Below are 12,173 nucleotides of genomic sequence, written 5' to 3' on the forward strand. Positions count from 1 at the left end.
ACACTAAAAACACCTATTTCGAGAGGACACCCCATGAGCTTTCCCTACCCCACGTTGAACTTTGGCCTAGGCGAAGACATCGACATGCTGCGCGACTCCGTCTACCAATTCGCCCAGGGCGAGCTGGCCCCGCGCGCGGCACAAATTGATGCCGACAACGAATTTCCCATGGATATGTGGAAGAAGTTCGGCGACATGGGCCTATTGGGCATGACCGTGGCCGAAGAGTACGGCGGCACCAACATGGGCTACCTGGCCCACGTGGTAGCCATGGAAGAAATCTCCCGCGCCAGCGCCTCGGTGGGCCTTTCCTACGGCGCCCACTCGAACCTGTGCGTAAACCAGATTCACAAAAACGGCACCGAGGCACAAAAGCAAAAATATTTGCCCAAGCTGTGTTCGGGCGAGCACATTGGCGCGCTGGCCATGAGTGAACCCAACGCCGGCTCAGATGTTGTCTCTATGAAATTGCGCGCCGAGAAAAAAGGCGATCGCTACATTCTTAACGGCAACAAAATGTGGATTACCAACGGCCCCGATGCCCACACCTATGTGATCTACGCCAAAACCGATGTGGCCGCAGGCTCGAAGGGCATCACGGCCTTCATTGTCGAGCGCGACTTCCCGGGCTTTTCGCGTCATCAAAAGCTCGACAAACTCGGCATGCGCGGCTCGAACACCTGCGAGCTGGTATTTCAGGATTGCGAAGTGCCAGAGGAAAACATTCTCGGCGGTGAAGGCCGTGGCGTGGCGGTGCTCATGAGCGGGCTGGACTACGAGCGCACCGTACTCTCGGGCGGCCCCACCGGCATCATGAGCGCCTGCATGGACATAGTGGTGCCCTACATTCACGACCGCAAACAGTTCAATCAATCCATCGGCCAGTTCCAGTTGGTGCAGGGCAAAGTGGCCGACATGTACGCCGGCATGAACGCCTCGAAATCCTATTTGTACAATGTGGCCAAGGCCTGTGATCGCGGTGAAGAATCCCGCAAAGATGCCGCGGCTGTGATTTTGTACACCGCTGAAATGGCAACCAAAATGGCGCTCGATGCCATCCAGTTATTGGGCGGCAACGGCTACATCAACGAATTCCCCACCGGCCGTTTGCTGCGCGATGCCAAGCTCTATGAAATTGGGGCAGGCACCAGCGAGATCCGCCGCATGCTCATCGGCCGCGAGCTGTTTAACGAAACAAAATAAAAAGTATTCAGCGTGCAGAGTACAGTTAACAGGAAAAACGCACTTCAGCCCCGTGGCAACCTGCCACCGCGGCCGTCCTGTTAGCTGTCAACTGTACCCTGTGAGCGACAAAGGAGCGTTCCTGATATGCCCATCATCAAATCCGCTATCAATCCGCGCGCGGAAGATTTTCTTGCCAATGCCGAGCATTTGCAGGCGCAGGTTGAAGACCTCAACAACACCTTGGCCGAAATCCATCAAGGCGGTGGAGAAAAGGCCCAGGCACGGCACACAGCGCGCGGTAAACTGCTCGCGCGCGAACGCATAGATGCCCTACTCGATGCCGGCTCGCCGTTTCTGGAACTCTCGCCGCTGGCAGCCTTTGAGGTGTACGACGATCACGTACCTGCCGCAGGCGTGATTACCGGTATCGGCCGGGTGAACGGCCAGGAGTGCATCATTGTGGCCAACGATGCCACGGTAAAAGGCGGCTCCTATTACCCGCTGTCTGTCAAAAAGCACCTGCGCGCACAAACCATTGCCGACCAGAATAATTTGCCCTGCATTTATCTGGTAGATTCCGGCGGCGCCAACCTGCCACGCCAAGACGATGTTTTTCCCGATCGCGAGCACTTCGGGCGCATCTTTTTTAATCAGGCCAATATGTCGGCCAAAGGTATTGCGCAAATTGCCGCAGTGATGGGCTCGTGTACCGCAGGCGGCGCCTATGTGCCGGCCATGGCCGATGAATCCATCATTGTTAAAGAGCAAGGCACCATCTTTTTAGGCGGCCCGCCGCTGGTAAAAGCCGCCACCGGTGAAGTGGTTTCTGCTGAAGATTTAGGCGGCGCCGATGTGCACTGCCGCACCTCGGGCGTTGCCGATCACTTCGCCCGCAACGATCACCACGCGCTGGAACTGGTGCGCAACGCCGTGGGCCGGCTAAACCGCACCAAGCCCGCACAATTGGATGTGCGCGAGCCGGTTGAGCCGCTATACGATGCGAAAGAAATCTACGGCATCATCCCCAAAGACACCCGCAAGCCCTACGACGTGCGCGAAATTATCGCGCGGGTGGTAGATGGCTCGGAATTCGACGAATTCAAAGCCCTGTACGGCACCACACTGGTATGCGGCTTCGCGCGCATTTACGGCTACCCCGTGGGCATTGTGGCCAACAACGGCATTTTGTTTTCGGAATCGGCGCAAAAGGGCGCGCACTTTGTAGAGCTGTGCGCGCAGCGCAAAATCCCGCTGGTATTTTTACAAAACATCACGGGCTTCATGGTGGGCCGCCAGTATGAAGCCGGCGGCATCGCCAAGCACGGCGCCAAAATGGTAACCGCGGTGGCCTGTGCCCAGGTGCCAAAACTCACCGTACTCATTGGCGGTTCCTTTGGCGCCGGCAACTACGGCATGTGTGGCCGCGCCTATGACCCACGCTTTTTGTTCATGTGGCCGAACGCGCGCATCTCGGTGATGGGCGGTGAACAAGCCGCCGGTGTGCTTGCGCAAATCAAAAAAGATCAAATGGAAAAAACCGGTGAATCCTGGACACCCGAAGAAGAGGCCGCCTTCAAGCAGCCGGTGATAGACACCTACGAAAAACAGGGCCACCCCTACTATGCCTCGGCGCGCCTGTGGGATGACGGCGTGATAGACCCGGCCGATACCCGCCGCGTGCTAGGGCTTGCGCTCTCTGCTGCACTCAATAAAACCATCGAAGACACGCGCTTTGGCGTGTTCCGCATGTGAGGCACCACCCATGAGTATTCGCTACCAAAAAGATGCGCGCAATGTGGTTACCGTCACCCTCGATCGCGCTGATAAACATAATGCCTTCGACGATGGCGTCATCGCCGAATTGCAGTCAGCCTTCGAGCAGGCACGTGACGACAAAACCGTGCGCGCCCTGGTGTTGGCCGCGGAAGGTAAATCCTTTTCCGCTGGCGCAGATCTCGGCTGGATGCAGCGCATGGCGAGCTACAGCCTTGCGCAAAATCGCGCCGATGCCGACGCCTTGGCCAATATGCTGCACACCTTAAACACCCTGCCCTTTCCCACCCTGGCACGGGTGCAAGGTGCAGCCTTCGGCGGCGCCGTGGGGTTGGTGAGCTGTTGCGATTTGGCCATCGCAGGCCCACGTGCAAGTTTTTGTTTAAGTGAAGTAAAAATCGGCCTGATTCCCGCCACCATCAGCCCCTATGTGGTGGCCGCCATGGGCGAGCGGGCCGCGCGCCGCTACTTCCTCACCGCCGAGCGCTTTGACGCCAGCACAGCCTTGGCACTTGGGTTGGTAAGCGTGGTGGAAGCCGAAGACAAACTCGATACCTGCCTGAACGATTTGATCAGCCAGCTGCTCAACAACAGTCCGGCCGCGCTCAGCGCCGCCAAACAACTGGTATTCGACGTGGCCAACCGGCCCGTTACCCAATCGCTCATCGATGACACCAGCGCCCGCATTGCCGCCATTCGCGTATCAGAACAAGGGCAAGAGGGGCTGCAAGCCTTCTTGCAAAAGCGCAGCCCTCGCTGGCAAACGGCCGACTAAGGAGCCTCTATGTTTACTAAAATATTGATTGCCAATCGCGGCGAAATTGCCTGCCGCGTGATGCGCACGGCAAAAAAAATGGGTATTCGCACCGTTGCTGTTTACTCCGATGCCGACCGCGACAGCCTGCACGTAGCCATGGCCGATGAAGCCGTGCACATTGGCGCTGCGCCCTCGCGCGAAAGCTATTTATGTGGCGATAAAATTCTGGCCGCGGCAAAACAAACCGGCGCCCAGGCCATTCACCCGGGCTACGGTTTTTTATCGGAAAACGCGGGCTTTGCGCGCGCCTGTGATGAAGCCGGCATTGTGTTCATCGGCCCGCCCATTGGCGCTATTGAGGCCATGGGCTCTAAGTCTGCCGCCAAAACCATTATGGAAAAAGCCGGTGTGCCTCTGGTGCCGGGTTACCACGGCGACGACCAGTCACCGGCCATCATCAAGCAACACGCCGATGCCATGGGCTACCCTGTGCTACTAAAAGCCGCCGCCGGCGGTGGCGGCAAAGGCATGCGCCAGGTGTGGAGCGAAAAAGAATTCAGTGCAGCCCTGGATGCCGCCAAGCGCGAAGCCATGAACGCCTTCGGCGACGACACCATGCTGGTTGAAAAATATTTAACCCAACCCCGCCACGTTGAGATCCAGGTGTTCTGCGACAATCACGAACGGGGCGTGTATCTGTTTGAACGCGATTGTTCAGTGCAGCGCCGCCACCAAAAGGTTGTAGAAGAAGCGCCAGCACCGGGTATGGACCCGGCCCTGCGCGCCGCCATGGGCGAGGCCGCACTGAAAGCAGCCCAGGCAATCAATTACGCAGGCGCAGGCACGGTAGAGTTTTTGCTGGATATCGACGGCTCTTTCTACTTTATGGAAATGAACACGCGCCTGCAGGTTGAGCACCCCGTCACCGAAATGATCACCCATCAGGATCTGGTGGAGTGGCAACTGCGCGTAGCCGCCAATGAGCCCTTGCCGCTCACCCAAGAGCAATTGCAAATAGACGGCCACAGTTTTGAAGCGCGCATCTACGCAGAAGACCCAGACAACGACTTCCTGCCCGTTACCGGCACCCTCAGTTATTTAGATGCTCCGGATGAAGGCGACTATGTGCGCGTAGAAACCGGCGTGCGCCAGGGTGATGAGGTAAGCGTGTATTACGACCCGATGATCGCAAAGCTTGTGGTCTGGGGCCGCGACCGCGACAGCGCACTGCGCCGCCTGCAAAAAGCCTTGAGTGAATACCGCATCGGCGGCATGACCACAAACCTCGGCTTTCTCTACAACCTGGTGAGTACCGAGCCCTTCCGCGCGGCAGAACTGGATACCGGTTTTATCGAAAAACACCAGTCGCTCATTTTCCAAAACTCAGGCGATCACCTAGAGCGCTTTATTCCATTGGCAGCCCTCTATCTTGCGCTAAAGCAAGCCCAGGATGCGCAAGCGCTGGCGCCAGCAACCGATCAACACTCACCTTGGAATGTAGCCGATCACTGGCGCACAGACGGCAGCCGCAAACACCGCTTTGCCATTAACGTACACGGCGAAGCCCACGCACTGCTGGTAGAGCAAACGGGCTCGGGCGCGGCCACGCGTTACAAAGTAACCCATGCGGGTAAAACCACCACCTTGCAGGGCAGCCTGTGCGGCAACCAAATGGTTGCAGATATGGATGGCCACCGCCAAAAGCTGCAAGTTAATGAAGACAACAACCACATCAGCCTCTATTGCTTTAACCACGTGCTGGATTTCAGCCGCACACTGCCAGACACAGGTGAAGCCGACGACCAAAGCCTGGCTGGCGGCTTAACCGCCCCCATGAACGGCACGCTGGTGGCACAGCTTGTGAGCGAAGGCACAGAAGTAGAGGCTGGCACACCGCTGCTGGTGATGGAGGCCATGAAAATGGAACACACCATCAAGGCCCCGGCCAAAGGCACTGTGAAACAATTTTACTTTGCCGATGGCGAACTGGTAGACGGTGGCGCACTGCTCGTGGATTTTGAAGTGGCCCGGGCTAATTAGCTGTTTACAGGCAGGCCGCCGCTGGGCTGCGGCCTGCCTCATAAGCTGTAGTTAGCTCTAACCCCTAGGCTGTAAACTCTTTGTTTTAAAAAGCCCGACGCCATTATTCGCTAACCCTGTGCGCTACCGGAGTTGCCCTATGAATACCCCACAGTCCGTAAAAATTGTAGAAGTGGGCCCGCGCGACGGCCTGCAAAACGAGCCGCAACCCATCGATGCCGCAGATAAAATTGCCCTCGTCAATGCGCTGTCTGAGGCGGGCCTTCAAGTGATTGAAGCCGGCAGTTTTGTAAATCCCAAATGGGTGCCCCAAATGGCCGGCAGCGAGGCAGTGTTTGAAGGCATCACCCGCAAACCCGGCGTGCGCTACGCCGCACTCACACCCAACCTCAAAGGCTACGAGCGCGCCATCGCCGTCGGCGCCAGCGAAGTGGCTATTTTTGCAGCCGCATCGGAGGCGTTCAGCCAGAAAAATATTAACTGCTCCATAAGCGAGAGCATCGAGCGCTTCGCCCCCATCATGGATGCTGCAAAGGCTGCAAACATTCCCGTGCGCGGATACGTCTCTTGCGTGGCGGGCTGCCCCTATGAAGGTGATGTCGCGCCCGCGAAAGTGGCCGAGGTAGCAACGCAATTGTACGCGGCAGGTTGTTACGAGATTTCACTCGGCGACACCATCGGCACCGGCACACCGGCCAGCATAGAAGCCGTCATCAACGCCTGCGCAGTGCATCTGCCGATGGAAAAACTCGCCCTGCACGCCCACGACACCTACGGCCAGGCTCTGGCTAATATCTACCGCGCCATTCAACTTGGCGTACGCGTGTTCGACAGCTCGGTGGCAGGCCTGGGCGGCTGCCCCTATGCCAAGGGCGCCTCGGGCAATGTGGCAACAGAGGATCTGGTGTATTTACTCAACGGCCTTGGCATGAGCCATGGTGTAGATCTCAACCGCCTGGCCCAGGCCGGCCAGGCAATCTGCGCACAGCTCGGCCGCCACAGCCAATCAAAGGTTGCGCGAGCACTCGCCGCCAAGTGCACCTGAGGCCAGCGCCGCGCGCTCAGACTTTTTAAGGCCCTTAACCACCAGGGCATAAGAGCTATTGATCTGGGCCTGCAGGAAATCCGCGGGCAAGGAGCCATCCAACACCAGCGTATTCCAGTGCTTTTTGTTCATGTGATACCCAGGCAATATTGCCGAGTATTGCTCGCGCAAAAAACCGGCCTCCACAGGGTCGCACTTTAAATTCAGGCGCAGGGGATCATCCTGCCAAGACAACAGCGCAAACATCTTGCCGCATACCCGATACACCAACACCTCCGGGCCGAAGGGCGTATCTTCTGTGGCCGCCACCTGATCAAGCAAGCGCGCGCGCAACTCATCCAATAGGTAAATTGTCACCAAATACTCCCTGTAGTAAGCAGAGCAGTCACTTGTCTGCCAATTTAATCGCTTGAGCCACTCAAGAGATTGATTGAAACGCCCCAAGGGCTTTGGGTGCAAGTAGCGATAGATATGCCCTGAACGCCCGCTACATACGCAGGCGTACCAAAGTACATACTGTTGACAACCTTGTTACGCGGCCCTACAGTTATGTACAGAATTACGTACAGGAATCATTTATGGACGCCATAAGCTACACAGCAGCCCGAGCAAACCTTGCCAAAACCATGGAGCGGGTCTGTAACGACCACTCTCCAGTGATAATTACCAGAAAGAGCGAGGCACCCGTGGTAATGGTCTCCCTCGAGGACTACCAGGCTATGGAGGAAACCGCCTACCTTCTGCGCTCTCCTGCAAACGCTAGACATCTGCTTGAGTCTATAGCTGAGCTCGAGGCAGGAAAAGGCTCTGAGAGAGAGCTAATTGAATGAAGTTAACTTTCTCCTCCAGGGCTTGGGAAGAGTATCTATATTGGCAGAAAACAGACAAAGCCATGGTCAAAAGGATTAACGCATTGATCAAGGACACTTCCCGTAACCCATCTGAAGGGATAGGTAAGCCAGAGCCGCTAAAGCATGGCCTTTCTGGCTATTGGTCTCGACGTATTAACGATGAGCACCGCTTCGTCTATAAAGCGTCCGATGATGGTCTTTTGATCGCACAGTTACGCTATCACTACGAGTACTAAAACGTTAACGCCCACAGCACACGCGAGCGTAGCGAGTCGAGGCCGATAGGCCGGTTTGGTTGCGTTAGTTATGCATTTTCTTTCCTTGTTTTGGTTGCCCACTCATAAAATATTAGTAGGCATATACCAAGAACAAATAGTGCGAAAACAATTCTTAAATCAGCGCCACGCTTCAATACTGAGGCAATATTGAATGGCGCCAAGTAAACAGTAACGTCTTGTCCTTTTTCAAAGGACGGCATACTGAGGTTGACCGGTAAGTAAAGCCCTATCAGGCGCGAATTATACTCATTGCCGTTTACTATGTATCTGTACTCTACTGAAATCCATGATTCCGTTGGTGACTCTCTACCGGAAAGAATAGGACTCTTATAGGTTGAAGAGCCGCCACCAGAAGATCCAAATATTTCCTTCAGATCAACAATCTTGCCAGGCACGGCTTCGAAAGTATGGGTAAGCAATCCCAGCGCAAAGAATGCTAACGATGCAGCGATACTTACCAAACCATAGGTTCTTAGTCTATTCATTTAGATTGCATAACGCCCGGTTTAGGGGCGGCCGGAGCGTCAGCGTAGGCCGTCCCAGCCGCACGTTTTTTGTGCGGTGACTAGAACCGCTTGTTATGTTTGAACTAGCTTTGCCAACCATACCTTACCCAAAGATAAACGCGGTGAAGAAAAGATAACAATCAAATAATTAGACCAATAGCACAAAGTACAAATAGCAGGCCTAGGCCACCTGAGTATCCAATCCAGGCAAAGACACCCAGCATTAAACCTACGAAAATTTCGACTAGGGAAGATTCCCAGTCCACTGTCCTTCTATATGGAACGGTCTTCGACGCAAAATGCCTAACACTAATCTTCTTCATCGAGTCCTTTCAACATAACGCCTCAAACAGGGGCGCGCGTTCAGCGCGTCCCGGCCGCAGGCCCTTGCTGCTTTGGCTTGTTATGCAACATCATGCTTCTTTTTAATGGCATCTAAGACTATTTCGCATGCTTCAAAAGCATACACATATGCATCAATGTAGTCTTGCTGAGAGCCTGATCCTGTAATGTTTCTCACTTGCAAAAGGAGTTGATCTTCATATTTAGTTTTGAGTCTTTTCAAGACCGGCAATACCTTTGCTGGCTCCACACCTTCGAGATACTCAAGCGCTGACCGGACTCTCTCTTCCTTTGTAGAGTTCCATCCATTATCAAGTATTCCATCAAGTCGATTAATGTCCATATATCTTCCACTGCATAACGCCCTGTTAAGGGGCAAATTGTAGTTGGCTAAAATGTGAAGCGAAGCGGAACCAGCCAACTGTAATTTGTCCCGCTTGAACAGCTTGTTATATTTACCCTTTGCCATTCTTTAAATAGTATTCGTGCATTACTGAACCAGAACAAACTTCACCCTCTGTACTACCCTTTAACCACTCTTTCAAAAAGGCAATTCGTTGAAGCGTAAGTCTTGTTTTATAACCAGAGTAACACATTGGAAAAACACTTCCGTAATACATGGGCTCATCTGCTTTTGGGTATTTCAAATCCAGATCTAACTCAAGTTGAGTTTCCCAGTTTTGTTGCGATTTCTCTAGGTTGGTTAGAAATTTCACCTCACCTTTATATAGCCTTCGAATCTCTTTAATTACTCGATGCATTTCGAACTCAGCTTTTTTGTAATCAATTCCTACACATTGATTCATATCTCGCTGACTCATTGCCGTTTCAAGACAAGACGTTGTTTCTTCGGAATAAACATTGAGACTAAACAGTAAAGTAATTAATAAACTTATTCTGGTAATGACCACTGGACTTCCTTGGTAAATATAACGCCCGCAACAAACGCGAGCGTAGCGAGTCGAGGCCGACAGGCCGGTTTGATTGCGCTTGTTATGAAATTTTAATTCCTGCGAGCTCAAAAAGTAAATTAGTTAGATAGAATATCGCAACAAACAATACCCAGCATATAGACGCCCACATCTTGCCTTTTCCGGTTGTAAAGAAAAAGGGGATGAGCAAGTGCTTTCCCAATTCATACTTAACTGGCTCCCTTATCGCCTTTACTAGAGCCGTAATATAAAGCGCCCAGCTGATAAAAACAGTCACAGCAACTACCTGTTCCATTTCGCGATCAATCTCTCTAATTTTTCATAACGCTGAGTGCAGCGGCAGTTTGTGGAGTGGTGTTTTGTGCTAGTGTAGCGACCTGCACAAAAGAAGCCACGGAACAAACTGTCCGACTGGCACGATTTGTTATGAGTGTTAAACGACAACATTACAGGCCTCGCATTTACCCGTGCCGAATTTAACATTGGGGTCTAGTTTCGTAGCGCAGTTGGGGCAATGGATTAATTCACCATCATCCGTGTCGGAGAACCACCAATAATACGACGGGTAATAGACAGACAGTCTTTTTGCAACAGACATACCTTCGACATTCACCTGACTATTTTTATTTATGAGCTTTTCTTTTGCATACTCTTCATATTCTCCGGAATTTAACCATAAGTTGTATAGTGACTGGAATATTCCATACCAACTCGCAATGTCATCAACTAATTTTAAATCTAATTTTAAAATTTCCGGATCTATTTCATTTTTGCAGCTAAAACAGTGAATTGGGTTATCTGTCAATATATCCACAAGTACAATAGATGTGATTTCTTTGCAATCACATTTCTCTATCTCTGTCCAAGGTCTAAGTTTATCGTAGCTGCTCATATGAACTCATAACGCCGCTATCACCGGCGAATTGGAGTTGATTGGATTTTTGTGCTATCCAAGCACAAAAACCAAGCGACGGAAATGGAGTCTGGTGGATAGCTTTGTTATGTGCAACGACACTCTTAAAAAACCTATATACTACTCGTTGACAACGGTAATTCCTTTTTCGTTAATTTTGCAACACCAAATAGCTATCGGATTTTCCTGTATGACATTAGGCACAACAACCCCTTCCGCATACAGATATTCTATCTCTCCGTCGCTGTATTCATTATGTTCATACAAAGAAACATGTAAGCCCTCTGATAGAATGACAACATTCCCATCTGAATCTTCCCTCGTGTCTGTTTTAGATAAAAAAACCAAGTCTTTATCTAAAAGCTCATTAAAATCTACCTTTATTCGTGGCTTATCCATAGATGATCTTTGATTTCACATAACGCCGCGGTAAGCTGCGGCTATGTAGTTGATTGTGTTGTGGCAGCGTAGCGACCGCCACACAAACAAGCGACGAAATAGCCGTCACGCTTGACCGCCTTGTTATGGCCCTTTCGGAGACCTTTAAATAGGTCTATAATTAGGTCTCCAGCTGGCGTTAAAAAGGTACAAAACCGTGGCATATCAAATACTTACCGAAATGGCTGCTAGTATATCTGAGCTGAAAGCCAACCCCATGAAGGTAGTTTCCAGTGGCGAAGGCATGCCTATCGCCGTACTAAATAGGAACGAACCCGCATTCTATTGCATTCCAGCCAAGGCCTACGAGGCCATGATTAATCTAATTGAGGATAAGGAGCTCCTCGAAATCGTACGCGCCAGGATAGACGAAGAGAGTATCAAGGTTCGGCTAGATGACCTATAATCTTGAGTTTAAAAAGAGCGCTCTCAAAGAGTGGAAAAAACTAAACCCATCTGTGCGTGACATCTTTAAGAAAAAGCTTGCTGAGCGTCTTGAGACTCCTCATGTTCCCGCCTCTGCAATTCGTGGCGGGAAAAATCTTTACAAAATAAAACTTCGCCAGCTCGGATATCGTCTTGTCTATTCAGTAACAGACTCGACAATTACCGTAACCGTCCTTGTCGTTGGAAAACGAAACCGAAACGAAGTTTACGACTTGGCGCTTTCGCGCGATGAGCCATAACGCCCAGCGCAGGCGCAGCCAGCGCGGAGCGCATTTTGTGTTAATGTTTGAGCGTCAGCGAGTAACACAAAAGGTGCGTAGCGTTGGCTGTCGCTCTGCCGCTGCTTGTTATGTTTTTGGCTCTCCACCGATACTACCGATTGTCTTCTCTGATATAGATTTTAACTTGATTATATTTTTATATTGCCTAAGAACACGCTGAACATTGTAAACAACCATCAGGGTGATAACGACCAAAAACCAAATCACTTGACCAGTAAACAGCCCTATTGCCACAAAGATTGCTGGAGGAACAACCTCAATTGCCACCCGACTGGCAAGACTTGGCATTGAGTCTGATAGAGATTGATATTGCTTCAAGAGTTCTTTTTCTTCTTTGGAGATTTCCACGGCTTAGATTCCTGGTGAAACATAACGCCCGCAACAA

At 51.9% G+C, this 12,173-nt stretch carries 16 protein-coding genes; 9 read left to right on the forward strand and 7 right to left on the reverse strand.

The window, feature by feature from the left end:
- The first annotated feature begins 33 nt into the window (after positions 1 to 33).
- The 5 genes from L1F30_RS15555 (at position 34) to L1F30_RS15575 (ending at position 6,800) form a co-directional block, all read left to right on the forward strand.
- Positions 34 to 1,203: an isovaleryl-CoA dehydrogenase gene (locus tag L1F30_RS15555; protein WP_253357608.1), complete on the forward strand. Its 1,170-nt coding sequence runs from the start codon at positions 34 to 36 to the stop codon at positions 1,201 to 1,203.
- A 126-nt stretch (positions 1,204 to 1,329) separates the two neighbouring features.
- Entirely contained in the window at positions 1,330 to 2,937 is a 1,608-nt protein-coding gene (locus tag L1F30_RS15560) for a carboxyl transferase domain-containing protein (RefSeq protein WP_253357610.1), read from the forward strand.
- A 10-nt stretch (positions 2,938 to 2,947) separates the two neighbouring features.
- Complete coding sequence (locus tag L1F30_RS15565; RefSeq protein WP_253357612.1) at positions 2,948 to 3,733, forward strand: enoyl-CoA hydratase/isomerase family protein; 786 nt, start codon at positions 2,948 to 2,950, stop codon at positions 3,731 to 3,733.
- Between the two features lie 9 nt (positions 3,734 to 3,742).
- Positions 3,743 to 5,755, forward strand: coding sequence for an acetyl/propionyl/methylcrotonyl-CoA carboxylase subunit alpha (locus L1F30_RS15570; RefSeq protein ID WP_253357614.1), 2,013 nt, complete (start codon positions 3,743 to 3,745; stop codon positions 5,753 to 5,755).
- Positions 5,756 to 5,894: 139 nt separating this feature from the next.
- Positions 5,895 to 6,800 carry a hydroxymethylglutaryl-CoA lyase gene (locus tag L1F30_RS15575; RefSeq protein WP_253357616.1) on the forward strand — a complete coding sequence of 302 codons (906 nt, stop codon included), beginning with the start codon at positions 5,895 to 5,897 and terminating at the stop codon, positions 6,798 to 6,800.
- On the opposite strand, the gene L1F30_RS15580 is transcribed toward L1F30_RS15575, so the two are convergent.
- On the reverse strand, positions 6,762 to 7,157 hold the full coding sequence (locus tag L1F30_RS15580) for an MmcQ/YjbR family DNA-binding protein (protein ID WP_253357618.1): 396 nt from the start codon (positions 7,155 to 7,157) through the stop codon (positions 6,762 to 6,764). The two genes, L1F30_RS15575 and L1F30_RS15580, sit on opposite strands and share 39 nt — an antisense overlap.
- A 221-nt stretch (positions 7,158 to 7,378) precedes the next feature.
- Between L1F30_RS15580 and L1F30_RS15585 the strand changes: the two genes are divergently transcribed.
- Together L1F30_RS15585 and L1F30_RS15590 are read left to right on the forward strand one after the other, a co-directional pair.
- Positions 7,379 to 7,630, forward strand: a complete 252-nt coding sequence (locus L1F30_RS15585; protein WP_253357620.1) for a type II toxin-antitoxin system Phd/YefM family antitoxin — start codon at positions 7,379 to 7,381, stop codon at positions 7,628 to 7,630.
- Positions 7,627 to 7,887 carry a Txe/YoeB family addiction module toxin gene (locus L1F30_RS15590; protein ID WP_253357622.1) on the forward strand — a complete coding sequence of 87 codons (261 nt, stop codon included), beginning with the start codon at positions 7,627 to 7,629 and terminating at the stop codon, positions 7,885 to 7,887. The genes L1F30_RS15585 and L1F30_RS15590 overlap by 4 nt, the downstream gene beginning before the upstream one ends.
- Positions 7,888 to 7,955: 68 nt before the next feature.
- Here the strand turns inward: L1F30_RS15590 and L1F30_RS15595 are convergent, their stop codons facing one another.
- The 5 genes from L1F30_RS15595 to L1F30_RS15615 all read right to left on the reverse strand — a co-directional run bounded on the left by L1F30_RS15595 (position 7,956) and on the right by L1F30_RS15615 (position 11,021).
- Positions 7,956 to 8,414 carry a hypothetical protein gene (locus tag L1F30_RS15595; RefSeq protein ID WP_253357630.1) on the reverse strand — a complete coding sequence of 153 codons (459 nt, stop codon included), beginning with the start codon at positions 8,412 to 8,414 and terminating at the stop codon, positions 7,956 to 7,958.
- 424 nt (positions 8,415 to 8,838) lie between these two features.
- A complete protein-coding gene (locus L1F30_RS15600; RefSeq protein ID WP_253356743.1) occupies positions 8,839 to 9,120 on the reverse strand; it encodes a hypothetical protein in 282 nt (93 codons plus the stop codon).
- Between the two features lie 112 nt (positions 9,121 to 9,232).
- Positions 9,233 to 9,688, reverse strand: a complete 456-nt coding sequence (locus tag L1F30_RS15605) for a lysozyme inhibitor LprI family protein (protein ID WP_253357632.1) — start codon at positions 9,686 to 9,688, stop codon at positions 9,233 to 9,235.
- Positions 9,689 to 10,142: 454 nt separating this feature from the next.
- Positions 10,143 to 10,601, reverse strand: coding sequence for a DUF2310 family Zn-ribbon-containing protein (locus tag L1F30_RS15610; RefSeq protein WP_253356246.1), 459 nt, complete (start codon positions 10,599 to 10,601; stop codon positions 10,143 to 10,145).
- A 141-nt stretch (positions 10,602 to 10,742) separates the two neighbouring features.
- The gene (locus L1F30_RS15615) at positions 10,743 to 11,021 is read right to left on the reverse strand and encodes a hypothetical protein (RefSeq protein WP_253357634.1); all 279 of its coding nucleotides are present in this window, start codon (positions 11,019 to 11,021) and stop codon (positions 10,743 to 10,745) included.
- 220 nt (positions 11,022 to 11,241) lie between these two features.
- On the opposite strand from L1F30_RS15615, the gene L1F30_RS15620 reads away from it, so the two are divergent.
- Both L1F30_RS15620 and L1F30_RS15625 read left to right on the forward strand, forming a co-directional pair.
- On the forward strand, positions 11,242 to 11,466 hold the full coding sequence (locus L1F30_RS15620) for a type II toxin-antitoxin system Phd/YefM family antitoxin (RefSeq protein WP_371922667.1): 225 nt from the start codon (positions 11,242 to 11,244) through the stop codon (positions 11,464 to 11,466).
- Positions 11,456 to 11,746 (forward strand): type II toxin-antitoxin system RelE/ParE family toxin, encoded by a 291-nt coding sequence (locus L1F30_RS15625; RefSeq protein ID WP_253357638.1) that lies wholly within the window; start codon positions 11,456 to 11,458, stop codon positions 11,744 to 11,746. The genes L1F30_RS15620 and L1F30_RS15625 overlap by 11 nt, the downstream gene beginning before the upstream one ends.
- A gap of 108 nt (positions 11,747 to 11,854) precedes the next feature.
- Here the strand turns inward: L1F30_RS15625 and L1F30_RS15630 are convergent, their stop codons facing one another.
- The gene (locus L1F30_RS15630) at positions 11,855 to 12,136 is read right to left on the reverse strand and encodes a hypothetical protein (protein ID WP_253357640.1); all 282 of its coding nucleotides are present in this window, start codon (positions 12,134 to 12,136) and stop codon (positions 11,855 to 11,857) included.
- Positions 12,137 to 12,173 lie beyond the last annotated feature (37 nt).

The sequence above is a fragment of the Simiduia sp. 21SJ11W-1 genome (genome assembly GCF_024138675.1).
In the GTDB taxonomy this organism is placed as follows: Bacteria; Pseudomonadota; Gammaproteobacteria; order Pseudomonadales; family Cellvibrionaceae; genus Simiduia.